This window comes from Streptomyces sp. NPDC056600, assembly GCF_042792855.1.
Taxonomy (GTDB): Bacteria; Actinomycetota; Actinomycetes; order Streptomycetales; family Streptomycetaceae; genus Streptomyces.
On record NZ_JBHTVQ010000031.1, the window covers coordinates 60,621 to 86,091 of the forward strand.

The 25,471-nt window shown below is 74.3% G+C and carries 17 protein-coding genes, 2 tRNA genes and 1 riboswitch; of the genes, 13 read left to right on the forward strand and 6 right to left on the reverse strand.

Going from position 1 to position 25,471, the window contains the following annotated elements; translation table 11 throughout:
• Positions 1-33 precede the first annotated feature (33 nt).
• The gene (locus ACFRAV_RS17400; protein ID WP_382556311.1) at positions 34-1,632 is read right to left on the reverse strand and encodes a metallophosphoesterase; all 1,599 of its coding nucleotides are present in this window, start codon (positions 1,630-1,632) and stop codon (positions 34-36) included.
• 105 nt (positions 1,633-1,737) lie between these two features.
• On the opposite strand from ACFRAV_RS17400, the gene ACFRAV_RS17405 reads away from it, so the two are divergent.
• From ACFRAV_RS17405 to ACFRAV_RS17445, 9 genes are all read left to right on the forward strand, one after another.
• Positions 1,738-2,088: a metallopeptidase family protein gene (locus tag ACFRAV_RS17405; RefSeq protein ID WP_351113867.1), complete on the forward strand. Its 351-nt coding sequence runs from the start codon at positions 1,738-1,740 to the stop codon at positions 2,086-2,088.
• A 232-nt stretch (positions 2,089-2,320) separates the two neighbouring features.
• On the forward strand, positions 2,321-2,848 hold the full coding sequence (locus ACFRAV_RS17410; protein WP_382556314.1) for a hypothetical protein: 528 nt from the start codon (positions 2,321-2,323) through the stop codon (positions 2,846-2,848).
• 230 nt (positions 2,849-3,078) lie between these two features.
• Complete coding sequence (locus ACFRAV_RS17415) at positions 3,079-5,418, forward strand: DEAD/DEAH box helicase (RefSeq protein WP_382556317.1); 2,340 nt, start codon at positions 3,079-3,081, stop codon at positions 5,416-5,418.
• A 141-nt stretch (positions 5,419-5,559) separates the two neighbouring features.
• Positions 5,560-5,632 (forward strand) — tRNA-Lys (locus tag ACFRAV_RS17420).
• A gap of 72 nt (positions 5,633-5,704) precedes the next feature.
• Positions 5,705-6,853 (forward strand): dihydrofolate reductase family protein, encoded by a 1,149-nt coding sequence (locus ACFRAV_RS17425; RefSeq protein WP_382556319.1) that lies wholly within the window; start codon positions 5,705-5,707, stop codon positions 6,851-6,853.
• Positions 6,854-6,902: 49 nt separating this feature from the next.
• Positions 6,903-6,976 (forward strand) — tRNA-Met (locus ACFRAV_RS17430).
• Between the two features lie 164 nt (positions 6,977-7,140).
• Positions 7,141-8,274: a PP2C family protein-serine/threonine phosphatase gene (locus ACFRAV_RS17435; protein WP_382556321.1), complete on the forward strand. Its 1,134-nt coding sequence runs from the start codon at positions 7,141-7,143 to the stop codon at positions 8,272-8,274.
• Between the two features lie 234 nt (positions 8,275-8,508).
• Positions 8,509-8,648, forward strand: a riboswitch (cyclic di-AMP (ydaO/yuaA leader).
• A gap of 11 nt (positions 8,649-8,659) precedes the next feature.
• Positions 8,660-9,700 carry a M23 family metallopeptidase gene (locus ACFRAV_RS17440; RefSeq protein WP_382556323.1) on the forward strand — a complete coding sequence of 347 codons (1,041 nt, stop codon included), beginning with the start codon at positions 8,660-8,662 and terminating at the stop codon, positions 9,698-9,700.
• A 91-nt stretch (positions 9,701-9,791) separates the two neighbouring features.
• Complete coding sequence (locus tag ACFRAV_RS17445; RefSeq protein ID WP_382556326.1) at positions 9,792-10,736, forward strand: aldo/keto reductase; 945 nt, start codon at positions 9,792-9,794, stop codon at positions 10,734-10,736.
• A 20-nt stretch (positions 10,737-10,756) separates the two neighbouring features.
• Here the strand turns inward: ACFRAV_RS17445 and trmB are convergent, their stop codons facing one another.
• A complete protein-coding gene (gene trmB / locus ACFRAV_RS17450; protein WP_382556329.1) occupies positions 10,757-11,518 on the reverse strand; it encodes a tRNA (guanosine(46)-N7)-methyltransferase TrmB in 762 nt (253 codons plus the stop codon).
• 86 nt (positions 11,519-11,604) lie between these two features.
• The gene (locus ACFRAV_RS17455; protein WP_351113877.1) at positions 11,605-13,029 is read right to left on the reverse strand and encodes an MFS transporter; all 1,425 of its coding nucleotides are present in this window, start codon (positions 13,027-13,029) and stop codon (positions 11,605-11,607) included.
• Positions 13,030-13,677: 648 nt separating this feature from the next.
• Here ACFRAV_RS17455 and ACFRAV_RS17460 point away from each other — a divergent pair.
• On the forward strand, positions 13,678-15,804 hold the full coding sequence (locus ACFRAV_RS17460) for an asparagine synthase-related protein (protein ID WP_382556331.1): 2,127 nt from the start codon (positions 13,678-13,680) through the stop codon (positions 15,802-15,804).
• Between the two features lie 326 nt (positions 15,805-16,130).
• Here ACFRAV_RS17460 and ACFRAV_RS17465 read toward each other — a convergent pair whose 3' ends face one another.
• Positions 16,131-18,317 (reverse strand): sigma-70 family RNA polymerase sigma factor, encoded by a 2,187-nt coding sequence (locus ACFRAV_RS17465; RefSeq protein WP_382556333.1) that lies wholly within the window; start codon positions 18,315-18,317, stop codon positions 16,131-16,133.
• A 214-nt stretch (positions 18,318-18,531) separates the two neighbouring features.
• The gene (locus ACFRAV_RS17470) at positions 18,532-19,272 is read right to left on the reverse strand and encodes a TetR/AcrR family transcriptional regulator (protein ID WP_382556334.1); all 741 of its coding nucleotides are present in this window, start codon (positions 19,270-19,272) and stop codon (positions 18,532-18,534) included.
• A gap of 380 nt (positions 19,273-19,652) precedes the next feature.
• Between ACFRAV_RS17470 and ACFRAV_RS17475 the strand changes: the two genes are divergently transcribed.
• Together ACFRAV_RS17475 and ACFRAV_RS17480 are read left to right on the forward strand one after the other, a co-directional pair.
• Positions 19,653-21,050, forward strand: coding sequence for an NAD(P)/FAD-dependent oxidoreductase (locus tag ACFRAV_RS17475; protein ID WP_382556336.1), 1,398 nt, complete (start codon positions 19,653-19,655; stop codon positions 21,048-21,050).
• A 163-nt stretch (positions 21,051-21,213) separates the two neighbouring features.
• Positions 21,214-22,887: a SpoIIE family protein phosphatase gene (locus ACFRAV_RS17480; RefSeq protein ID WP_382556337.1), complete on the forward strand. Its 1,674-nt coding sequence runs from the start codon at positions 21,214-21,216 to the stop codon at positions 22,885-22,887.
• Positions 22,888-22,950: 63 nt separating this feature from the next.
• Here the strand turns inward: ACFRAV_RS17480 and ACFRAV_RS17485 are convergent, their stop codons facing one another.
• Positions 22,951-24,243, reverse strand: a complete 1,293-nt coding sequence (locus tag ACFRAV_RS17485) for an MFS transporter (protein ID WP_382556340.1) — start codon at positions 24,241-24,243, stop codon at positions 22,951-22,953.
• A 117-nt stretch (positions 24,244-24,360) separates the two neighbouring features.
• Between ACFRAV_RS17485 and ACFRAV_RS17490 the strand changes: the two genes are divergently transcribed.
• Entirely contained in the window at positions 24,361-24,927 is a 567-nt protein-coding gene (locus ACFRAV_RS17490; protein ID WP_382556343.1) for a MarR family winged helix-turn-helix transcriptional regulator, read from the forward strand.
• Positions 24,928-25,471: the final 544 nt, after the last annotated feature.

The window sequence follows — 25,471 nt, forward strand, 5'->3', positions numbered from 1 at the left end:
CATAGGTGATGCCGAGGGGTATCGCCAAAACGTTTAGCGCCCGCCGCCGGACCGTCGTGGCGACGGCTCCACGGTGGACGGGACGGCGGGCGATCCGGAGCCGGAACCGGAGGGCGAGGGGGAGGCCCCGCCCGGCTGGTTCTCCTTCACCAGATGGCGGCTCACCTCGGCGGTCGTGAGGCCGAGACCGCCCAGCCGGATCTCGTCCCAGGCCTGCAGCCGGCGGCTGTCCCGGTCGAAGTAGAGGACCGACGTCTCGATCGGGTCCGGCTTCTTCCCCTCCAGCGCCCGCAGCCCGCCGCCGCCGGTGGAGCCCTCGGTGCGCAGCCGGGTGCCCAGCTTCATCAGCCAGGTGCGCTGCTTGTGGATGTGGCCGGACAGCACCAGCGGGACCACGCCGTCCACCTTCCGTGCCGCCTGCGGGTCGTGGACGACGGCGACGTCCACGGGCTTCCCGGCGCGGCGGTGGTCGCGGATCTCCGCGGCCAGCTGGACCCCGGCCCGCTCCGCGGCGGCCTTCCCGCCCTGCGGCTTGCTCCGGTCGGGCGTGAACTGGGGGTCGCCGATGCCCGCGAACCGCAGCCCCGCGACGTCGACGGCCCCGCCCTCGTCCAGCACGTGCACGTCGTCCAGACCGGAGACGTACGTCTGCGTGTCGCGGGAGTCGTGGTTGCCGCGCACCCAGACGTAGGGAGCGCCCAGGTCCGGGATGGGGTCCAGGAAGCGGTTCTCGGCCTTGGTGCCGTGGTCCATGGTGTCGCCGGAGTCCACGATCACGTCGATCTCGTACTGGTCGACCAGCGAGGCGACGATCTCCCAGCTGGCCGGGTTGAGGTGGATGTCGGAGACGTGCAGCACCCGGATCGTCGAGGGGTCGGGCTGGTAGGCCGGGAGGGTGCTGGTGGCGTCGTAGAGCTTGGTGACGTTGGTGACCAGGCGGGCCAGCTCCTGCTGGTAGACGTCGAAGTCCGAGACGATGCTGCGCGCGTTGCCCACCACCGAGGGGGCCGAGGAGAGCAGGCCTGAGAACCGGGGCTCGAGCACCGAGTTGGGGTTCCAGGTGGCCCAGGCGGTGGCGCCGGAGGCGCCGAGCAGTGCGAGGGCGAGGCCGCCGGCGGTTAGGGCGCGGCGCGGGCGGCGGTAGACGATCAGCCCCAGTGCCGTCGCGCCCACCACCACGGCGGCGCCGGAGCGGACCGCGAGGGTGAGGATGCCGTCGCCGACGTCCTCGGCGATGGCGTCCTGGAGGCCGGAGATGCGCTCGGGGTGGTCGACCAGGTCGCGCGAGCGTTCCGCGTCCAGCTGGTCGAGCTCGACCTGGAGCCGGAAGGGCGCGGTGTGGGTGTCCAGGGACAGCGCGCCCAGCGGCGGTATGCGGATCTCGGTGCCGCCGTCCACCGAGGGGTGCAGGCCCATGGTGGTGTTCACCGGGCCGACCGGGGCGCGGACCACGCCGACGGTCAGCAGGCCCAGCCAGGCGCCGGCCAGCACCACCGCGACCAGCCCGGCGGCCCGTGCCACGGGGTGCGCGCGGCGGCCCAGTTCGGGCCGGACGCCCGGGGCGGACCTCCGCCTCAGCAGGGTGCGTATGCGGTGCGGCACGGCGGACAGGCGGACGTCGAAGCGGGGCATTGGGACCGTATGCCCAGGTCTCCGGCGGGATACGCGGTTCCGGGCGGTGGCGCCGGAGCCGCCCGGGCGGGTGTGCGGACGGGCGTTGTGGCACAGAATGGCGGTGTGCTGGAGATGACGCGCGAGGAGTTCGAGGAAACGGTGGCGGAGGCGCTCGACCGGATCCCGCCCGAGCTGACACGGCTGATGGACAACGTCGCCGTGTTCGTCGAGGACGAGCCGCCGGCGGACGACCCGGAGCTGCTGGGGCTGTACGAGGGGACGCCGCTCACCGAACGGGGCGAGTGGTACGCGGGGGTGCTGCCGGACCGGATCACCATCTACCGGAACCCGACCCTGCGGCTCTGCGACACCCGGGAGGACGCGGTCGCCGAGACGGAGGTGACGGTCGTTCACGAGATCGCCCACCACTTCGGCATCGACGACGCGCGCCTGCACGACCTCGGCTACGGCTGAGCCCGAGCCCCGAGCCCCGAGCCCGAGCCCCGAGCCCCGACACCCGGCGCTGCCCCCGATACCCGGCGCTGCCCCCCGGCGCCCGGCGCTGCCCCCGGCGCCCGGTGCCCGGTGCCCGGTGCCCGGGGCGGTGCGGCGGGCGGTGGTGATTGCGCGGCGCACGGGCGTGTCCTCCTGCGCCCGGCGGGAGTTGGGCAGGGTGACTCTCCCCCCGCCCTCGGAGGTGGCTCCCGTGCGCCGTGTGTACGTCCCCGTTCGTATTGCCGCCGCGGTCGTCGCCGTCTCCGGCCTGGCGTCCGGCTGCGTGGACCTTCCGGGTGAGGACGGTGACCGGGCCCGGCCGGCGCGGTCCGCGGAGAGCGGCGGCGCCGAGGACGGCGGGGCAGGGCCGGGAGCCCCCGGCGGCGGCGCCTTCGACCCCCGGGTGACCGGCGAGGGCGCGCGCCCCGATTCCGGCGGTTCGCGGCGGCCCGGCGGGTCCGGCGAGGACGAGCGGCGTCCGGCGGACCGGAAGAAGGGCGAGCGCCCCGGGAAGGCCGAGGACCCGGCGGACACGGACCCGGGCGACGTGGAGGAGCCGGGCGAGCCGCTCCCCGCCGATCCCGGCGAGCCCGCGCCCGAGCCGCCCAGCCAGGAACCCAGCCCCGTGCAGCCGCAGCCCTCCCCGCCGCCGCCCTCTCCGGACCCCACGCCGGTCCAGCCGTCCTCCGCGCTGCCCCCTTCGCAGCCTTCCGCGGGCGAGGCGCCGGTGGCCGTGTAGCGGCTCAGGAGTGTGGCGTGGCTCGCGTTCGCCGTTCTCGTTTGCGCGGATGGGCGTGAGGTGCGTATGGTGGTAGATCGTTTGATCCCATTTGCCCGGCGCAGCGAAAAAGAGCGCGCCGTGTGGCGCGTTCTCTCCCTTGCCGTGGCTGACCGCATCGAGGCGGTTCCTCGCGAAACACGGAGTTGACGGGCGCGTGCCGACGAGACTCCGGAAGGTTTCGCATAAGCATGTCCATTTCCAGTACTGATCAGTTCGTCGTCGCCGAGAACGAGACGGCGACCGAGCTCGACGAGACCACCGACGCCGTCGAGGCCCAGGACGCCGTCGAGGCCCCCGAGGTCACCGAGGCCGCGGACGCCGCCGAGGAGCAGGCTCCCGAGGAGACGGGGCCGACCTTCGCCGACCTCGGCCTCCCCGAGGGCGTCGTGCGCAAGCTCGCGCAGAACGGCGTGACCACGCCCTTCCCGATCCAGGCCGCGACCATCCCGGACGCCCTGGCCGGCAAGGACATCCTGGGCCGTGGCCGCACCGGCTCCGGCAAGACCCTCTCCTTCGGTCTGCCGGCCCTGGCCCGTCTGGCCGGCGGCCGCACCGAGAAGAAGCGCCCCCGCGCCGTCATCCTCACCCCGACCCGTGAGCTGGCGATGCAGGTCGCCGACGCCCTGCAGCCCTACGGCGACGTGCTCGGCCTCAAGATGAAGGTCGTCTGCGGCGGCACCTCGATGGGCAACCAGATCTACGCCCTGGAGCGCGGCGTCGACATCCTCGTCGCCACCCCGGGCCGTCTGCGCGACATCATCGGCCGCGGCGCCTGCTCGCTGGGCGACGTCGAGGTCGCGGTGCTCGACGAGGCCGACCAGATGTCCGACCTGGGCTTCATGCCCGAGGTCACCGAGCTGCTCGACCAGATCCCGGCCGGCGGCCAGCGGATGCTCTTCTCCGCCACCATGGAGAACGAGATCAAGACCCTGGTCGACCGCTACCTGGAGAACCCGGTCAGCCACGAGGTCGACGCCGCCCAGGGCGCCGTCACCACCATGTCGCACCACATCCTGATCGTGAAGCCGAAGGACAAGGCTCCGGTCACCGCGGCGATCGCCTCCCGCAAGGGCCGCACGATCATCTTCGTCCGCACCCAGCTGGGCGCCGACCGCATCGCCGAGCAGCTGCGCGACGCCGGCGTGAAGGCGGACGCCCTGCACGGCGGCATGACCCAGGGCGCGCGTACCCGCACCCTGGCCGACTTCAAGGACGGTTACGTCAACGTTCTGGTCGCCACCGACGTCGCCGCCCGCGGCATCCACGTCGACGGCATCGACCTGGTCCTCAACGTGGACCCGGCCGGCGACCACAAGGACTACCTGCACCGTGCCGGCCGCACCGCCCGTGCCGGCCGCACCGGCACCGTCGTCTCGCTGTCGCTGCCGCACCAGCGCCGCCAGATCTTCCGGCTGATGGAGGACGCGGGCATCGACGCCTCGCGCCACATCATCCAGAGCGGCAACGCCTTCGAGCCCGAGGTCGCCGAGATCACCGGCGCCCGTTCGATGACCGAGCTCCAGGCCGAGTCGGTGGCCGGCGCCGCCGTCCAGGCCGAGCGTGAGGTCGCCCAGCTCACCAAGGAGCTGGAGCGTCTGCAGCGCCGCGCCGCCGAGCTGCGCGACGAGGCCGACCGCCTCACCGCCCGTGCCGCCCGCGAGCGCGGGGACGACCCGGAGGCCGCGCTGGCCGAGGCCGCCGTCGTCCGTGAGGCCGCGGAGGCCACCGAGGCCGCCGCCGTCTCCGTGCCGGAGCAGCCGAGCGCCCAGCAGGTCGACCGCACCGAGCGCGAGGACCGCCCGCAGCGCCGTGACGACCGCGGCAACGACCGTGGCGACCGTCCGTTCAACCGTGACGACCGTGGTGGCCGTTCCTTCGAGCGTCGTGACGACCGCGGTGGCGACCGTGGTGGCCGTTCCTTCGAGCGCCGCGACGACCGGGGCGGCGACCGTGGCGGCTTCCGCCGCGACGACCGCGGTGACCGTGGCGGCCGCTCCTTCGAGCGCCGCGACGACCGTCCGTTCAACCGCGACCGCGGCAACGACCGTGGCGACCGTCCGTTCAACCGCGACGACCGTGGTGGCCGTTCCTTCGAGCGTCGTGACGACCGCGGCGGCCGTCCGTTCGAGCGTCGTGACGACCGCGGTGGTTTCCGCGGCAACGACCGTGGCGACCGTCCGTTCAACCGTGACGACCGCGGCGGTGACCGTGGCGGCCGTTCCTTCGAGCGCCGCGACGACCGTCCGTTCAACCGCGACCGCGGCAACGACCGTGGCGACCGTCCGTTCAACCGTGACGACCGCGGCGGTGACCGTGGCGGCCGTCCGTTCGAGCGTCGTGACGACCGTGGTGGTTTCCGCGGCAACGACCGTCCGTTCAACCGCGACCGCCGTGACGACCGCCCGGGCTTCCGCGCCGGCGGCACCTCGGACCGTCCGTTCGGCCGCCGCGACGACCGTCGTGACGACCACCGCGGTGGCTCCTTCGGCCGCCGCGACGAGAAGCCGCGTTGGAAGCGCAACGGCTGACGCGCCCGCGCACACCGCCTGTGAGGGCCCGCACGACCCCGGTCGTGCGGGCCCTCCGCGCTTCCCGCGCGCCGTCGGCCCCGGATACCCGCTCGGACGGGAGGCCCCCTCCCGCTATGCTCGGGGAAGCAACATCACCACGGGCCCTTAGCTCAATTGGCAGAGCAGTGGACTTTTAATCCATTGGTTGTGGGTTCGAGTCCCACAGGGCCTACTTCTGACGCGGCGCATGCGCCCGGCCGACCCCGGCCGGAGCATGCGCCGCGTCACGTCCCGGAGCCGCCCCATGCCGCACCCCTACGTCCTGCTCTCCGCCGCCGTCTCGCTCGACGGCTGCCTCGACGACACCGGCCCGGAGCGGCTGCTGCTCTCGGGCCCCGAGGACTTCGACCGGGTCGACGAGGTGCGGGCCGCGAGCGACGCGATCCTCATCGGGGCCGGCACCCTGCGCGCCGACGACCCGCGGCTGGTGGTCCGCTCGCCCGAACGGCGGGCCGCGCGCACCGCTGCCGGGCTGCCGGAGTTCCCGCTCAAGGTGCTCGTCACCGGTTCGGGTGAACTGGACCCGGCGGCCCGCTTCTGGCGCACCGGCGGCCGCAAGGCCGTCTACACCACGGACGGGGGCGCATCGCGGGCGCAGGAGGCGCTGCGTGGCCAAAAGGACGTCGAGGTGGTCCCGGTGGGACCGGAACTGGACTGGCGGGCCGTTCTGGAGCACCTCCACGCCGCGTACCGGGTGCGACGGCTGATGGTCGAGGGAGGCGGCAGCGTCCACACCCAGCTGTTGCGGCTCCAGCTCGCCGACGAGCTCCAGTTGGCGCTGGGCCCGCTGCTGGTCGGCGAACCGGACGCGCCGCGGCTCTTCGGCCCGGGCGGTTATCCGCCGGGCAGGCTGCGGCTGGAGGAGACCCGGCGGGTGGGCGACGTGGTGCTCGCCCGCTACCGGCCGGTCGCCCCGGGCGCCGGCCCCTCGGCCTCCGCCGCCGACCGGTACTGGCTGGGCCTCGCCTGCGACCTGGCCGAGGAGTGCCCGCCGTCCCGCACCGCGTTCAGCGTGGGCGCGGTGGTGGTGGCCGAGGACGGCACCGAGCTGGCCCGCGGCCACTCCCGGGAGGGAGGCGACCCGGTGGTCCACGCCGAGGAGGCGGCGCTCGCCAAGATCGCCCCGGACGACCCGCGGCTGCCCGGGGCCACCGTCTACAGCAGCCTGGAGCCGTGCGCGCGCCGTGCCTCCCGGCCGGCCCCGTGCGCGCGGCTGATCCTGGACGCCGGGGTGCGGCGGGTGGTCACCGCCTGGCGGGAGCCCGACACCTTCGTGGCGGCCGCGGACGGCAGCGGGGTGCTGGCGGCGGGCGGCGCCCGGGTGGTGCGACTGCCCGAGTACGAGGAGCGTGCCATGGAGCCCAACCGCCACCTGTTCGGCGGGTCGACGTGAACCGATTCGCTTTTCCCCCGCGCCATGTCGTACAGTGAAGACACAACGACGCGGGGTGGAGCAGCTCGGTAGCTCGCTGGGCTCATAACCCAGAGGTCGCAGGTTCAAATCCTGTCCCCGCTACTGAAGACTCAGGGCCGGAATCCTTCACGGATTCCGGCCCTGAGTGTTTGCGTCCGCAGTCGGCTTTCTTCTCCGGCGCCTCTCCGTCAGCTTTCTCCGTCAGCCTTCATCCGTGCGCAGGCCAGCGGTCGCCGCTTCCGGCCCGGCGCGCGACGATGGACTCCATGCTGAGGCGAGGCGGACCGGTGGATCCGGAGGCCGAGGCCGCCTTCGGGCCAGGCCGACGGTGGATCCTCTACGCCCGTCTGGTGCTGCGGGTGCTGCCCTTCCTGGCCCTGGTCCTCGGCCTCGCCTACGACAGTCTGACGCCGCGGGACGTGACCGCCGTACCGTTCTTCGCCGCCGCCCCGTTGATCGCCGCTCCTCTGTACACCCTGCGCGCCACGGTGCTGATCGGACTGCTCTCGACGGGTCTCACCCTCTACGTGCGGCTGACCCGGGACACGGACTCCCCTGCCCTGATGGTCACCGAGCTGCTCACCGTCGTCTTCGTCTCGGTGCTGTCCTGCGTGATGAACACGGCGGTCCACCGCGTCGACCTGCGCCTCGCGTCCGCCCGGCAGATGGCCGAGGTGGCGATGCGGGCCGTGATGCCGCAGCCGCAGCGGCGGATCGGCGCCCTGCGGATCGCCTCCCGGTACGAGGCGGCCCTGCGGGAGGCCAACATCGGCGGCGATCTGTACGCCGCGCACGACACGCCGCACGGCGTACGGGTGGTGCTGGGGGACGTGCGCGGCAAGGGGATGGACGCCGTGGCGGCGGTCGCGGTCGTCGTCGGGGCCTTCCGCGAGGTGGCGGAGCGGGCAGACACCATCGAACAGGCCGCCGAGCACATGGAGCAGGCGGTGGTCCGTGAGCGGGACCGGCGGGCCGTGGAGCTGGAACAGCAGGAGGGCTTCGTGACGGCGGTGTTCGCCGAGTTCTCCCGGGACGGCCGGAGCGTGACGATCGTCAACCACGGCCATCCGCCGCCGCTGCTGCTGGAACCGGGGGCACAGCCGCGGTTGCTGGATTCGGGGGAGCCCGGGGGCCCGCTCGCGCTCGCGGAGCTGGTGGGATCGCCCCACCCCGGTCCGCCCGTGCCGCTGCGGCCGGGCGCCACGGTGCTCTTCTACACCGACGGTCTGACCGAGGCGCGGGACGAGGACGGGGTGTTCTACGACCCGGTCGAGCGGCTGGACGGGCGGGTGTTCGGCGAGCCGGAGGACCTGCTGGAATTCCTGTCCGAGGACGTGGCCCTGCACTCCGGGGGAGACATCGCGGACGACATGGCGCTGCTGGCCGTGCGGAGCGTGTGACCGGCCCGGACGCGGCGGCGGCACCCCGGGACCGCAGGACGCCCACCGAAGTGATCAAGCCATGGCGGTCGTGACGGTGTGACCTAAGCCATGTCCGTTTCGCCCTGGAGAACCTCCATAGGTTCAGGCCACAACGTTGGACGATGTGAAGGAACGGCTTGGAATTGAGCCACCGCTTCTATTAACGTTCGATAACGCAGCGCGCGGCTGTCCCAGCCGTCACAAGCGACGGCTCCGTGCGCTCTGCCGAATCCCGCAAGGGAACCGGGGAACCACTTTCCGGGGTGAATCGGGCGTATCTCCGTATGCGCGCGTAGGAGACCTTCCCGCTCCGAACCCGTCAGCTAACCCGGTAGGCGAGACGGAAGGAAAGGAGCGCGCCTCCGTGGCGTCCAACCCCCCTGCCCCTGAACTGCCCTTCGTGCCGAGCCAGCGTGTGGCCGCCGACGCGTACGGTCCCGCCGGAGTCCCCGGCGAGGGCTCCTTCGGGGAGTGGAACCCCAGCGAGGGGACGGTCTCCAGAGGCCGTCACCGGGTGGCCAAGCAGCGGGGCCTGGCCCGCAGTTCCACCGTCCTCGGCGTCGGTGTGATCGCCGCCGTCGGCGCGGGCGGCATGGCCACCGCCGCGCCCGGCAAGGCTCCGGTGCACATCACCATGCCGCAGATGCCGTCGCTGGACCCGGTCACCTCCCTGCTTCCCGGCGGCGACGAGACCGAAACCGCGGCCGCCGAGCAGGCCCCCAGCGTCCTCGGCGAGATGGGCGTGGGCGTCGCCCCGGCCGAGACCCCGTCCTCCGCCGACGCCGGCGAGGCGCTGCGCACCCGCATCATGGCGCAGGCCGCCCAGCAGGAGCAGGAGGCCGAGACGCAGGCCGCGCTGGAGGCCCAGGAGGCCGCCGCCCAGGCCGCCGCCGAGAAGGCGGCCAAGGAGAAGGCGGAGGCACAGGCCCGCGAGGCCGCCGCCGAGAAGGCCGAGGAGGAGGCCAAGGCCAAGGCCGAGGCCGAGCGCATCGCCAAGCTGGCGGCCAGCTTCGTCTCGCCGGCGTCCTCCTACACGATCACCTCCACGTACATGCAGGCCGGCTCCATGTGGTCCTCCGGCTACCACACGGGCCTGGACCTCGCGGCCCCCACCGGCACGCTGTTGAAGGCCGTCCACACCGGCACCGTCACCGAGGCCGGATGGGCAGGCTCGTACGGCTACCGGACCATCCTCACCCTCGAGGACGGCACCGAGCTCTGGTACTGCCACCAGTCCTCGATCAACGTCAGCGTCGGCCAGAAGGTGACCACCGGCGACGTCATCGGCCGGGTGGGCGCGACCGGCAACGTCACCGGCCCGCACCTGCACCTCGAGGTGCACCCGGGCGGCGGCGACGGCGTCGACCCGATGGCCTGGATGGCCGCGCGCGGCGTCAACCTCTGACGACGCCGCACCCCCCTCCCCCTTCCCTATGTCCGTGGCCGGCTGACGGCGCGTCGGAATGCGCCGCCGGCCGGACGCGTTGGTCATCGTCATGAGTGAACTGCGCAAGCTGGGTACGTCCGGCCTCGAGGTGTTCCCGCTCGCCCTCGGCGGCAACGTCTTCGGATGGACCGCCGACGAGCGGGAGTCCTTCGCCGTCCTCGACGCGTACACCGCGGCGGGCGGCAACTTCGTCGACACCGCCGACTCGTACTCCGCCTGGGTGGAGGGCAACGAGGGCGGCGAGTCGGAGACCGTCATCGGCAGGTGGCTCAAGGCCCGGGGCAACCGCTCCGAGGTCGTGGTCGCCACCAAGGTGAGCCAGCACCCGAAGTACCGCGGGCTGTCCGCCGCCAACATCAGGGCGGCGGCGGAGGCTTCGCTGCGCCGGCTGGGCACCGACCACATCGACCTGTACTACACGCACTTCGACCAGCCCGGGACGCCGGTCGAGGAGATCCTGCTCGCCCTCGACCAGTTGGTCCGCGAGGGCAAGGTGCGGGCGATCGGCGCGTCCAACATCACCGCCGAGCGGCTGCAGGAGTCGCTGGACTTCTCCGAGCGCGAGGGCTTCGCCCGCTACACGGTCGTGCAGCCGCACTACAACCTGGTCTCCCGGGACACCTACGAGGGCCCCCTGCGCGACGTCGCCGAGCGGGCGGGGCTGGCCGCCGTGCCGTACTACGCGCTGGCGTCCGGCTTCCTGACCGGCAAGTACCGCCCGGGGACCACGGTGGACAGCCCCCGGGCGACCGGAGCGGCCCGGCACCTGGACAGCGAGCGTGGCCGGCGCGTCCTGGCCGCCCTCGACGAGATCGCCGAGGCGCACGGCGCGTCCCCGGCCACGGTGGCCCTGGCCTGGCTCGCCGCCCGCCCGACGGTGGTCGCGCCGACCGCCTCCGCCCGCACGGTGGACCAGCTGCCCGCCCTCACGGCGGTCGCCGGCCTGCGGCTCACCGACGAGCAGACGGCCCGGCTGGACACGGCCTCCGACTGATCCGCCGTGCCGCCGGTTCCTCAGACCCGGCGGAAGAGCAGGTCGCGCACGACGTGCCCCTTGTCCAGCCCCTGGCCCTCGAACCGGGTGAGGGGACGGAACTCCGGCCGGGGCGCGAAGTGCCCCTCGGGCTGCGTGTTGGCGAAGCGGGGGTGCGCGGTCAGCACCTCCATCATCTGCTCCGCGTACGGCTCCCAGTCCGTGGCGCAGTGCAGCACCGCGCCCGGGCTGAGCCGGTCGGCGGCCAGGTCCAGGAACTCGGGCTGGATCAGCCGCCGCTTGTGGTGCCGCTTCTTGGGCCAGGGGTCGGGGAAGTAGACGCGCAGCCCGGCCAGCGCGTCGGGCCGGAGCATCTCGCGGAGCAGGATGATCGCGTCGCCGTTGGCCACGCGGACGTTGCCGAGTCCGCTCCTCTCGGCGAGGCTCAGGAGGTTGCCCTGGCCCGGGGTGTGCACGTCCACCGCGAGGATGTTGGTCGCCGGGTCGTCGGCGGCCATCTGGGCGGTGGCCTCGCCCATGCCGAAGCCGATCTCCAGCACGACGGGGCGGTCGTCACCGAAGAGCTCGGTGAGGTCCAGGGTGCGGCGGCCGTCGATGTCCAGGCCCCACCGGGCCCAGAGCCGCTCGATGGCGTCGGCCTGTCCGGTGGTCACCCGGCTGCGGCGGGGCTGGAAGCTGCGGATGCGGCGCTCGTGGTGGGAGCCGGCCGGATCGGGCTGCGGTCCGTCCGGGAACCGGGGGGTCCGGGCGGGGCGGCGGCTGGGGTTCGGGGCGTCAGACACAATGCCCCGATTCTACGGCGCACCGCTCCTTCGCCCCGCGCTCACCACCCCCGGTCCGGGCGCCGCCGTGCCGGGGGCGGCCGAGGTCAGGCCGGGGTGCCGAGAAGAGGGCGGGCGCGTTCGCGTAACTCGACGACACGCGGTTCGTCGCCGTACGGCTCGAGCCGGGTGAGCAGGTCCTTGACGTACTCCGTGGTGCGCGCGGACGAGATCCGCCCGGCCACCTCCACCGCGCGGACCCCCTGCTCGCAGGCCGCGTCCAGGTTGCCGGACTCCAGTTCGGCCACCGCGGAGACCACCAGCCGCAGCCCGTGCGAGCGCACGAACTCCTCGGTCGGCTTGGACAGCGCCTGCTCGGTGAACCGCCGCACCTGCCCGGGCGCCTTCAGGTCGCGGTAGCACTCGGCGGCGTCGGCGCAGAACCGGTCGTAGCCGTAGAAGCCGAGCCAGGTCGGGTCGTTGTCCCCCTCACGGGAACGCTCCAGCCAGCTCTCGGAGGCCTTCAGCGCCGTCCCGGCCGCGGCCGCGTCCCCCGCCTTGGCGTGGGCCCGCGCCTCGACCAGGCGGAAGAAGCTCATCGTGCGGGCCGTGGCCAGCCCTCTGTTGCGCTCCACCGCGGCCTGGGCGAGGTCCACGCCCTCGTCGCCGAAGCCCCGGTAGGTGGCCTGCAGGGACATGGACGCCAGGACGTAGCCGCCCAGCGGCACGTCCGCCGCCGCGCGGGCCAGCCGCAGGGCCTGGATGTAGTAGCGCTGCGCGGCCTCCTGCTGCCCGGTGTCGAAGGCCATCCAGCCCGCCAGCCGGGTCAGCTCGGCGCTCGCCCCGAAGAGGGCGCGCCCGACGTCGTCGGAGTACGACCCGAGCAGCAGCGGCGCCGCCTCGACCCGCAGGCACTCGGGCACCATCGAGGACCGCCAGTCCCCGCCGCCGTACTTGGAGTCCCACCGCCGCGCGTCCTCCGCCGCCTCGCGCAGTTTGCGGACGTCGCTGTGGCCCACCTTCAGCGGCGAGCCGGACCCCTCCGTGGCGCCGGCCTCGCGCGCCACCGAGGTGTCGGCCGGGGATATCAGCCACCGCGAGGCGGGCGTCGCGTAGGCGGAGACGGCGAAGGAACCGGCGAGCGACTGCCAGATGCCGCCCGAGCCCGCCCGCCGGCCGGCCAGGTCGAGCCGGTACAGCTCGGTGGCCGACCGCACCGCCTGCCCGACGTCGCGCGGGAAGGCCAGACCGACCTCGGGCGTCGGGTCGGCGTCCGCCAGCCCGATCTCGTGCAGCGGGACCGGCCGGCCGAGCTTCTGCCCGATGGCGGCCGCGATCAGATGGGGGGCCGCGCCCTGCGGCACCATGCCCTTGGACACCCAGCGCGCCACCGACGTCTTGTCGTACCGAAGCGTCAGACCGCGCTGCGCCCCCAGGTCGTTGACCCGCCGCGCCAGCCCCGCGTTGCTGATGCCCGCGAGGGCGAGAACGGCGCCGAGCTTCTCGTTCGGCCCGCGTTGCTCCCTGGACATCCGCTTCCCCCTCGGCAGAGACGGCTGCCGCGACTGGCATAAACCCGCGGCATTCGTAAACCCAGCGTAGTTCTCCGAATCCCATGCGTTAAGGGGCAAAGTTCCGTATGGCGAGATTGCTGCCCGGGCGGGAGTACGGAGTGTGTCCACGTGCTCCCGGTGTGTGGCCGTGCGCCCGGCCGTGCGCTCTGCATCGCCGGCGGCCGGGACTGTTCCATGGGTGATGCGTGGGTCGGCCCGCTGTACTGGATCCAGCGGGCTGGGGGACACCGCCGCCACATCCCCGCGGGCGGCGGACCGGTCCGGGAGGCGCAGCCCGCCTCCCGGACCGTACGTACTCCTCCGTATGTACGGAGAGTGTGCGCGGGGCTCCGCAGGTCGCACACAGTCGGCGTATTTGGCTGAAAATATGCCCCACGCCGAGAGGCCGTCAGGGCCCTCCCGCCAGGTGAACGCAGGCGCACCGGGTGGTCACCGGGGGCGCGCCAGGGGGCGCATTCAAGTCGCCCCGGTGGAGCGGCACTTGACGGGGCCTTCGGGCGGCCGGCACGGAGGGCGCGTCGGCATGCCTCCGTGACACTCCCTTCGTGGCAGCATGGTGCACAGGTTCGCTCGTGCACTGATTGTCCACAGCCTGTGGAGGCGTCGATGCGGTGGTTGGTGGGATGGAGCAGCACCGCCGCGGGCCATCGGCCGCCCGGCCCCGACCTCTTCGGCGCCTACGGCGAACCCGACGGCTACCCCGACGAGTTCGGCGAGGACACCCCCGAGCCGGTGGGCGCGCAGCTGCTGTGGGGCGGCGTCGACCCGCTGTGGGCGGTGGGCGACTGGCGGCCCGACGAGACCCGCGTCCTGATCGCCGACGCCCGCACCCGGATAGCGGTGGTGGGGCTGTGCGGGGCCACCGACGACCAGCTGCTGGCCGGCCTCTTCGCGGCCCGCGGCGGCGCGCTGCGCCACCTCACCGCCTGGCCCGGCAGCTACACCGTCGTCGTCCAGGTCGACCGGCGCACCACGATCTGCGGCGACCTGGCCGGTGCCCGCCCCGTCTTCCACACCCCCTGGCGGGGCGGCACCGCCTACGCCACCGCGGCGCTGCCGCTCGCCGACCTGGTCGGCGCCAACCTCGACTTCGGGCACCTGGCCGCCCTGCTCGCCGCGCCGGAGGTCCCGGCCGCGGTGCAGGACTCGACCCCCTACGAAGGGGTGCGGCGCATCCCGCCAGGACACGCCCTGATCCTGCGCGCCGGAGCGCGTGAGGTCGCCGGGTACGAGCCGGTCGCGTCGCTCGCCGTGGCCGCGCCCTCCGCCGACCCGCACAGCGCCGTGGACGCGCTGCGCGAGGCGCTGGTGGAGGCGGTCCGCACCCGGCTGGCGGCTCCCCGGCACATGCCCGGCGCCGGGACGGACCCCGGACCGGTGCCCGGCATGGGTCCCGCCGACCGCCGTGCCGACCGGATGCCGGTGCCCGGCATCGGCGCCGACCTGTCCGGCGGCCCCGGCTCCGGCACCCTGGCCCTGCTCGCCGCCGGTCTGCCCGGCCGCCCCGGCACCGTGCTCGGTCACGGCGCGGGTGCGGGGGAGCGGCTCCTCGCGGTCACCTTCAACGACCTGGCGGTCCGCGGCCGCGAGGCCGAACTGGAGCGTGCGGGCACCCTGGCCGCCAACCCCCGCCTGCGGCACGTGGTGGTCGCGGGCGGCGCGGAGGCACTGCCCTACGCCGACCTCGACGGGCCGCTCACCGACGAGCCCGGCCGCTCGCTGGTCTCCGCGGCCCGGCACCGCGCCCGGTTCGCGGCGGGCAGCGCCGACCACTTCACCGGGCACGGCGCCCGCGAGGTCCTGGACGCCCACCCGGCCCGCCTCGCCGACCTGCTGATGGACCGCAAGCGCCGCCACCTGGTCCGGCCCACCATGGCCCTCGCCCGGGCGGACGGCTCGGTGCTGGTCCCGGCCCGGGTCTACGGTGCGGCCCGCAAGCTGGCCCGCACCTCGTACCCGGCCGGCATGAACGATTTGGCGGAGCGGCTGCGGCACCGCCGGTTCGACGACGCCGCCGCCGTGGCCGGAGCGGTGGAGGCCTCGCTGGCCGCGCTGGTGTGGGCCACCCCCGGTCCGGCCGCGCGGTGGCTGACCGGAGAGGCGCTGGCCGACGTCTCCGGACGTCTGCAGGCGGCGACGCTGCGCGCGGCGGCCATGGGCCCCGGGCAGCGGCCCGGCGACTTCCGCGCCCGGGCCGCGCTGGCCCGCTACGCGGCGGACGTACGGGTGCTGGAGCAGGCGGCGGAGGTCCGCGCGCAGCGGCTGCACGCGCCCTTCCTCGACAACCAGGTGGTGCGGGCGGGGCGCGCCCTGCCGGAGACGCTGCGGGTGCGGCCCGGGGCACGGGCGGCGATCCTGCGCTCGGTCCTCGAGGGCGCGGGCGTCGGCGACCTGCCGCCCGGCTGGGGAGCGCCCAGCCACGCCACGGCGGAGGCCGCGGACCGGGCGGGACTGCGGGCCGCGGGGGACGTGCTGGGCGACCTGTTCGCCTCGCCGTTCCTGGCGGAGGCGGGGCTGGTCGAGGCGCGGGTGGTGCGGGAGGCGTTGCGGGCGGGGGCGGAGGGCGAGCCGCTGGCCTCCGCGGGGCTCGCGGACATCGTCTCCCTCGAACTGTGGCTGCGGCGGCTGCTGTCGCGGCGCGGCACCTGCTGGACCGGCACCGCCCGCCGCCGCGCCGCCCCCGCCGGCCTCACCCCACCCCGCCGCAAGGCCCTCGACGCGACGGGACGGTGACGGGGGGCGTCCTTTCGCCGCGTCGCTTCCACCACCCTGCCATCCCGCGCCTGCGGGACGGTCACGTCGCCCCACCTGCGGGCGGCTGTGCCGCCCAGGGGGCGATGGGGGTACTCCCCCGGACGAAGTTCTTGGAGGACGTGGGGCCCTGCGCCCGCCCTCCCCAGACTCCGTCCGGGGGGGACCCGCATGGCCCAGCGGCACGGCACGATTGTCCGCAGGCGGGTGGGGCCGTCTCGTGCCGTGGCGGCACGGTCGTCCACTGCGGGGGAGGGGGCTGTGGTCGCACCCTCCGGCGGCACGGGCGGAACCGCCCTGCCGTGAAGTCACCCGCAGAGGAAGCGGGAGGCGGCCCAGTCGGCGGGGACCGCGAGAGCGCCGCCGCGCGGCTCGACGACGAGACGGACCGTCCGCCGCCCGGACAGGGCGACGGACACCGGCACCGCCGGATCCCCCGCCCGCACCACCCCGGACTGCCACAGCCGCACCCCGTCGGCGTGGACGGAGAACACCGCGGACCCCAGCCCCAGCGACATGTCGTCGATCCCCGCCATCGCCCGGTACGAGGTGCACGACCGGTTGAGGTCGATCACCACGGAGGACCGCCCGTTGACCGTCACCCCCTCGGGGTAGGTCACCCCGGCGACGGCGAGGGACCTCCGCTGCCAGACCCAGGTGCTCTGCGCGAGCCGCATCTCCGGCCCGCTGCCGTCACCGGAGACGCCGTACGGCAGGCCGCTCCACCGGTACTCGGCCGGCGCCACGGGCGGGGGCGGCGGTTCCTCGGCCGGCCCGGGCGCCGGCCTTGGCGCGGGAGCCGGAGCGGGGGAGGGCGAGGGCGAGGGCTCGACGGACGGCGCGGGCGCCTCGGCGGACGGCTCGGACTCCGGCGGGAGGGCTGCCGCCGCCCCCGCCTCCACCGGCCGCGCGGGCCGCTTCGGCCCGGACGACGGAGGCACGTCCTCGGGTGCCGCGGCCGGCTCCGACACCGGCGGAGGACCGGCCACCGGCGGCGTCGACGGCGCGGGGCGGTCGTCCCCGATCAGCGCGAGCGCCACCACCGCGGCGGCCACCGTGACCACCCCCGCCGCGATGCCCGCCTTGGCCGGAGCCCCCAGCCCTTCGGCCACCGCCCCGCCACCACCGGCCCCGGCACCCGCACCGGCCGCCGCTCCGGAACCCCCCGCGACCACACCTCCCGCGCCCCCGGCCGCCGCCGTGGCACCCCCCGCGCCGCCGCCGGCGCCCGCCGCGGCCACCGCCGACCCGCCCACGGCCACCGCCCCGGCCCCGGTGCCGCCCGCCACGAGCCCCGCCACCTTGGCGTACCCCGCCGCGGCGAACCACCCGATGACGGCCACCGGCACCACTGCCGGGATGCCCTGCGCGACCTCCTTGAGCTGTGCCGCCGCCATCCGGCACCGCGCGCATGCCTCGAGGTGCTTGCGCAGCCCCCGTTCGGCCCGGATCCGCAGCCCGCCCCGGGCGAACGCGCCCAGCCGGTCCGCGTACCGGGCGCACTCCGCGTCGGCGGTGAGCGTCGCGCTGACGTGCGCCTGCAGGTACGCCTGCTTGAGACCTTCACGGGCCCGGCTGGCGAGCACCCGCGTGCCGTTGGCGTCCAGCCCGAACAGCGTGGCGACCTCGCCCGGCGACTCGTCCTCGACCTCGGTGTGCCAGAGCACCGCCTGCCAGCGCTCGGGCAGCGAGCGGAACGCCCGCATCGCCAGGGACTGATCGGCCTCGTGCATCGCCCGCACGTCCGCGCCGAGTTCCAGCGTGTCGTCGTCCACCCGGTCGGTGCCGCGGATCGACTGCTCGACGAACACCGCGAAGTCGTCGACCAGTTGCTCGCGCCGGGCCGACCTGGTCCAGCCGGCGGCGGTGCGGCGCACGGTGGTCAGCAGGTAGGCGCGGACGGCGTGCCGCGGACCGGCCCCGCCGCGCACCGCCTGGAGCATGGCGGCGAACACCTCGGCGGTGAGGTCGTCCGCGGTGTGCGCGTCCCGGCAACAGGTGCGGGCGTACCGGCGCACGGCGTCGGCGTGCCGGCGGTAGAGGGCCTCGTAGGCGGAGTCGTCCCCGGCCCGCATCCGCACGATCAACTCGGCGTCGGAGCCCGGGGCGGGGTCCCCGGCAGCTTCCCGTCCGCTGCCCGCCTCCCGCTGCGCGGGGAAGAAGGCCCCGCGCCCCGGCCCCGCGGCCAGCCCGGCCTCATGCGACCGGCCTGCGGTGTCACGGGCCCCGGACCCGGCCTCACGCGCCCCACTGCCGGTCTCACGGGCCCCGGCCTCACGCGCCCCGGCCTCGGGCTCCCGCGCTCCCGCGCCGGGCGGCCCGGCCTGCTCGGGAATCCTCCCGGCGGCGCCGGCGGGCCGTGACCCACCCGCGCCCGCACCCCCCGTACCCGCACCCGCGCCCATGCCCGCCGCACCCTCGCCGGCCCTGGCGCCCTTGTCGTTCCGCTCGTCCGCGCCCATATCTCGGCTGGCCCCCGCACGCCGGTCCGTCATGTCGCGGCCAGCGTGGCACAGCGGGACACGGCGTCGAGCGGACCGACGGAACTACCACTCGTCCGTGGGGTTTCGCCCGATCAGGGGTTCCAGCCGGGCACCTCACGCGGCACAATCGGGGCCGCGCACGAGGGACACCCCCCGCACGCGGCCCCGGATCGAGCACCTGGACGGCCCCGGCCGCACCCCGCCCGTCACCGGGCGGGGTCCCGCGTCAGGACGGCCGCGAACGCAGGCCCTCCAGCAGGATGTCCAGCAGCCGCGAGGAGGCCGCCGCCTGCTGCGCCGGGTCCGGCAGCGAGGGCGCGGCGGTCGCGATCACCAGCAGCACGTCCGCCACCGACACGTCCGTCCGCAGCTCGCCCGCGGCCCGCGCCCGGTCGACCAGCCGGCCGACCACGTCGAGCAGCGCCGCCGCTCCGGCGTCGTCGCCCGGCAGGCCGGACTCGCCGGGGTCCGCCGGGACGCTCCGCTGCTGCGGCACCCGGGCGTCGTCGGCCACGCCGACCCGCAGCACCTGCGGCGGCAGCAGCCGCCCGGCGCCCGAGGCGACCGAGGTGCGCAGGAACCGGGAGAGAGCCGACCACGGCTCGTCCTCCTGGCCCAGCGCGGCCCTAGCCTGGTCCGTCAGACGGGCCGTCTCCTCCTCGGCTATCCGCCGCACCAGCACGTCCTTGCTCGGGAAGCGCCGGTAGACCGTGCCCACGCCCACCCGGGCACGCCGGGCGACGTCCTCCATCGGAGCCCCGTAGCCCAGCTCGCCGAACACCTCGCGGGCCGCGCGCAGCACGTGCTCCAGATTCCGCTGCGCGTCCACCCGCAGCGGCGTCGTGCGCATCCCGCGGGCCGCGGCATGGGCGAGACCGGTGCCGGTGGCGCCGACCGTCGCCGCGACCGGCGTCGAAGCGGCCCGCGCGACGGCCGATGACGGCCGATGAGATTCCTGAGTCTGCATGTGTAACCCCCCGGTTCTTGCGTCTCCCCCCGGAGACTCCCCACCTTGGACGGCCGGGCCACGAGGAGAGGACGGATGACAAGAAACCCGCCCGACGCGGACACGAACCGCGCATCCCCCCACACCCCGACGCACAACGAACATAGTTGAGTGGGCGTCAATTCAGAAGGGTCCCGTTCCGCGTGGGTGGGCCCTCGAAAGGAGTACACGGCGCACAAGTCCGCGCCGCGCCCCCGCCGGGAGCCCTCGATTCCCCCGCGACCTGCGGATTCCGCCGCGCGCCCCGATGCCACCGCCACACTCCCGCGATCCGCCGCCGGTCACATGAATTGCCAAGGCTGTGGACAAAGTCCTGAGCGGGGTGCGTCATGGGGTGTGTGATGTTGAAGGAGCGCACCCGGGTACTGGTGGTGGGCGGCGGCTGCGTCGGGATGAACACGGCCCTGAGGCTGCAACGCCGCCTGCGCGCCGAGCTCCGCGCCGGCGCCGTGGAGATCGTCCTGATCACGGCCGACCCGTACATGACGTACCAGCCGTTCCTCCCCGAGGCCGCCGCCGGATCGATCTCCCCGCGGCACGTGGTGGTGCCGCTGCGCCGCGTCCTCGACGGCTGCCGGGTGATCGTCGGAGAGGTGACCGGCGTCGAGCACTCCCGGCGCCTCGCCCGGTACACCACCGCCGCCTCCGGGGAACGCGCCGCCCGCAACTCTTCCGCACCCCGCGGCGAGTCGATCGGCTACGACGAGATCGTGCTGGCCCCCGGCTCCGTCTCGCGCACCCTCCCGGTGCCCGGCCTCGCCGACCACGGCATCGGCTTCCGCACCGTGGAGGAGGCCATCGGACTGCGCAACCACGTCCTGGAGCAGCTGGACATCGCCGCCTCCACCCGCGACCCCGCGGTCCGCGAGGCGGCGCTCACCTTCGTCTTCGTCGGCGCCGGCTACGCGGGGGTCGAGGCGATCGCCGAGCTGGAGGACATGGCCCGCTACGCGGTCCGGCACTACAACACCATCGCCCCCGAAGACCTGCGCTGGCTCCTGGTCGAGGCGTCCGACCGCATCCTCCCCGAGGTCGACGAGCGGCTCGCCCGCTACGCCCTCACCCAGCTGCGCCGCCGCAACGTCGACGTCCGGCTGTCCACCCGGTTGCGCTCCTGCACCGACCGGGTCGTGGTGCTCGACGACGGCGCACGGCTGCCCGCGCGCACCCTCGTGTGGACCGCCGGGGTTCGGCCATCCCCGATGCTCGCCGCCACGGGCCTGCCGCTGGACCCCCAGGGGCGGCTGCGGTGCACCGGACACCTCGCCGTCGAGGGCGTCCCGCACGCCTGGGCGGCCGGCGACGCGGCCGCGGTCCCCGACCTCGCCGTCGACGCGCCCGGCACCACCGTGGCGCCCAACGCCCAGCACGCGGTGCGCCAGGCCCGGGTCCTCGCCGACAACCTCGTGCGCTCCCTGCGGGGTGAGCCGACGGAGCGCTACGCCCACGCCCACCTCGGCGCGGTCGCCTCCCTCGGCCTGCGCAAAGGCGTCGCCCAGATCCGCGGACGCCGGCTCACCGGCCGCGCCGCCTGGCTGCTCCACCGCGCCTACCACCTGGGCCGCCTGCCCACCCTCAACCGCAAGGCGCGGGTGCTCGCCGAATGGACGCTGGCCGGTCTGTTCGCGCGGGAGATCGTCTCACTCGGCTCGATGGAGCACCCGCGTGCGGAGTTCGAACGCGCTGCCGGGGGAATGCATCCCGACGGCCCTCACCCCGACCCGAACGGGTCCACCTGACCGGACGAAGGAACTCCGCAAACGCGCCAGGCGTCCAACGGATGTCGGTGCAAACCGCCCCGGACCGCTCCGGGGCTGCCACACTGGTCCACCGTCCGCGGCGGCCGCCCGACCCGGCCGCATTCCGGATCAGGCCGGAGACCACAACCCGAGGCAAGGATTCGTGAACTTCACGCGCTGGAGCGCCCGGCTCCCCGGAACGCAGCGCCGCGCCGCAGCGCGAGCGGGAACGGGCCCCTCACCGGACGGAGCGACCCCGGGCCGGGAGGCCCAGGAGCGCCGGACCGACGGCTCCGTCCCCGCCGCCCGCGCCGAGCAGCCGGGCGGCAGACCCCGCCCCGGCGCCGCGGCCCTCGACGACCTGGCGGTCCACGAGGTGCTGGACCGCGTCCCCGCCCTGGTCGCCCTGGTCCACGGCACGGACCACCGCGTCGCCTACGTCAACGCCGCCTACGCCGCCGCGTTCGGCCCCCGCACCCCGGGCGGAGCGGCCCGCGACCAGCTCCCGGAACTGGTCGAGACCGGCCTGCTCCCCCTCCTGGACCAGGTCCTGCGCAGCGCCCGCCCGCGCACGCTGAAGTCCCGCAAGGTCTCCGACGGCCGCTGCTACACCTTCACCTGCACCCCCGTGGCGGTCGAGGGGGAGCGGCACGGCGGCGTGCTGGTCTTCGCCGCCGACGTCACCGACCACGCCGAGGCGGCCGAGCGGCTGCGCGCCAGCGAGCGCCGTCAGCGCGAGACCGCGGTGACCCTCCAGCGCTCCCTGCTCCCGCAGGAGCTCGAGCAGCCCGACGACCTGCGCATCGCCGCCACCTACCACCCCGGCGGGACCGAGGCGGCGGTGGGCGGCGACTGGTACGACGTCATCACCCTCGGCGGCGGCCGCACGGCGCTGGTCATCGGCGACGTGATGGGGCGCGGGGTGCGCGCCGCCGCCGTGATGGGGCAGCTGCGCACCGCCGTGCGCGCCTACGCCCGCCTGGACCTCCCGCCGCACGAGGTGCTCCAGCTGCTGGACGGCCTGGCGTCCGAGATCGACGCCAACCAGATCGCCACCTGTGTGTACGCGGTGCACGACCCCAACGAGGGCCGCCTGGTCTACGCCTCGGCGGGCCACCTGCCGATCCTGGTCCGCGACGCCGAGGGCGAGGTCGTGCGCACCGAGGAGCCCACCGGCCCGCCGCTCGGCGCCGGCGGCTGGGTGCACGCCTCCGCCTCCGTGCCGCTGACCCCCGGGTCGACGGCCGTCCTCTACACGGACGGCCTGGTCGAGCGCCGCGACAAGGACCTCGACGAGGGGATCACGGCGCTGGAGCGGGCGCTGGCCGGCGCGGGCGGCAACCCCCAGGTGATCTGCGACCGCCTGATGCGCTCCGCCGGGGTCACCGCCGACCACGACGACGACGTCGCCGTGCTGGTGGTCCAGCATCCCGAGCGCACCGGCGCCGAGGCGGACCTCTTCCGCCACGCCGAGCTGGAACTGCTCGGCGGCGCCGAGGCGGCCCCGCACGCCCGCGCGTTCACCTCCGGGGTGCTCGCCAGCTGGCGATTCCCCGCGGACCTCTGCGACCTCGGTGTTCTGGCGGCCAGCGAACTGGTCGCCAACTCGCTCCAGCACGGGGTGCCGCCGATGCGGCTGCGGCTGCGCCGCACCGACCGCCGGCTGATCGTGGAGGTCACCGACGCGGACGACCACCTGCCGCGCCGCCGCCGCGCGGAGCCGGGCGACGAATCGGGCCGGGGCATCGCGATCGTCGCGACCATCAGCTCCAGCTGGGGCTGCCGGCGCACGCCGGGCGGCGGCAAGGCGGTCTGGTGCGAGTTCGCGCTGCGCTGAGCGCGCCGGCCCGAGGGGCCGACGCGCTCAGGGTGGGACGCGCTCCGTCGGGGAGCCGGGCGCTTACGCGTCGGCACCCACCGGAGCCGCCGGAGGCGAGGCCGGCGCGGACTGCGCCACCACCCGGGATCGGGTGGCGTAGGGGTGGTTCTGCGCGGTGGTGAGCTGCCGCTCCAGCACCATCGCGAGCCCCGCCAGGCCGAGGCAGAACACCAGCATCAGCACGATGTACGGCCCGTGCAGCGCGGCGCCCATCGGCCCGCCCACAGCCGGGCCGATCGCCAGCGCCAACTGCTTGACCAGGGCGAACGCCGAGTTGTACTGACCGGCCAGCCCGCTGGGCGCGAGATCGGCGACCAGCGGCGCCAGCGTCGGCGACAGCAGCGCCTCGCCCAGTCCGAACAGCGCGTACACCGAGATGAAGGAGACGGTCGCGACGGCCTGGCTGACGTCGGCCAGCCCGGAGAACCCGGCGACCGCCCAGGCGACGGCCCACAGCAGGCCTACGCCCGCGATCACCCGGGAACGCCGCCGCCGCTCCACGAAGCGCAGCACCAGGAACTGGGCCAGCACGATCATCGCCGTGTTCGCGGCCAGCGCGGTACCCAGCGTGGACGTCGAGATGCCCGCCGCCTCCACGCCGTAGGCGCTCAGGCCCGACTCGAACTGCCCGTAGCAGGCGAAGAACAGCACGAAGCCCAGGACGCAGAGCCAGACCATCGCCCGGTTGCGGAACAGCGCGCGCCAGTCGGCCTTCACCGCGGGCACCTGCTCCGGACCGCCGTCCTCCGGCAGGGTCGCCCTGGGGAGCCGCGTGGTCGCCATCAGGCCGGTGAGCAGGACGAACATCGCGGCCTGGATGGAGAACAGCAGGACGAACGAGCCGGGGCGCGACGGGTCCACCAGATGCCCGCCGATCAGGCCGCCGACGCCCAGTCCGAGGTTCTGCAGGAAGAACTGCGTGGCGAACGCCCGGGTCCGGGAGAGCGTGGACGAGCAGTCGACGACCAGGGTGGCCAGCGCCGGCTGCATCACGGCCTGTCCCGCGCCGAGCAGCGCCGCCGACAGCAGCACCGTGGTGGCGTCGGCGGACAGGCCCAGCGCCAGGGAGCCCGCCGCGGCCGTCACCAGCGAGGCGACCAGCACGGGGAGTGCGCCCCGCGACACGATGGCCCGCCCGGCGAACGGGAGCACGATCAGGGCGGCCACCGCGAACACCGCGAGGACCAGCCCCGCTGTCACGGCGCCCAGCCCCCGCACCTGTGCCACATAGACGTACAGATACGGAACGGTGAATCCCAGACCGAACGCGCTGAGCGCGCTGCCCACCTGGATCCGCCGCATCGCCTTGCTCACTGTCACCTGCCTCGCTACGAGTCGTTAGCCCTGAACACTTCGAACCTAAAGTTCGAAGCTAAAGACTACACACCCAAGGTCTTCAGATGCCAAGTCTGTGCATGCGATACTCCGCACATGGCCGACAACTCCGCAGACCCGACCGCAGCGGCTCTCGACGAGCCGACGCTCGAGGAGCAGATCGCGGCCTACCAGCGGGAGTTCCGGGACCTCGACCCCCAGGTCGAGAAGGTCGTCTCCGCGCTGTCCCGGCTCAACCGGCGCATGAACGTCGCCTACAGCCGGCAGACCTCGGAGCTCGGCATCAGCAACGCCGAGTGGGAGGTGCTCAAGGCCCTGGTCCTCTCCGGCGCCCCCTACCGAATGGGCCCGGGCGAGCTGGCCAAGCGCCTCGGCCTCACCCCGGCCGCGATGACCCACCGGATCGACCGCATGGTCACCGAGAGCCTGGTGACCCGCGAGCGCGACGAGTCCAACCGCGTCCGGGTCATCGTCGAGCTCACCCCGCTCGGCCGCGAGCGGTGGCTGGACGCCATGCGGCTGGCGAGCGTCTTCGAGGAGGACCTCCTCCAGGACCTCTCCTCCGACGAGCGCGCCACCCTGGGCGAGCTGCTCAACCGGCTGCTCATCCGCGTCGAGCACGCCCAGCCGGACGCCGGCGGCCGCCTGACCGACCTGGACTGACCGCGTCGGCCGGGTCTCTTGACACGTCCCCCTCCGGTCCGTAAGGTTCTTCGAGTTGCCGCCGAGCCGTCACGGCTCCCCGGCAACCGTCCGCCGCTCTCAGCGGCACCTCACACCCAGCACGATCACCCCCGCGGGATTCTTTTCGGCGTGCCCGGAATGCAATTCACGCGGATCTCGAGGTCTCCGGGCCGGCTCCGAAAAGGGCCGATTGGGAACCACGGGAAAGATCCGCTAAGGTTTGAGACGTCGGAACGGCCCAACAGCCGGGAAGACAACCCCCTCTGACTGGGAATCAGGCGCCGAAAGGTTCTGATAGAGTCGGAAACGCCGGAAAGGGAAAACGCCGAAAGGCGAAGAACCTGGAAAGCACCGAGGAAATCGGAACGGAAACGGTCTGATAGAGTCGGAAACGAAGGAAGCGCCCGGAGGAAAGCCCGAGAGGGTCAGTACAAAGGAAGCGTCCGCACCTTGAGAACTCAACAGCGTGCCAAAAGTCAACGCCAGATATGTTGATACCCCGTCTCCTTCGGAGACGAGGTTC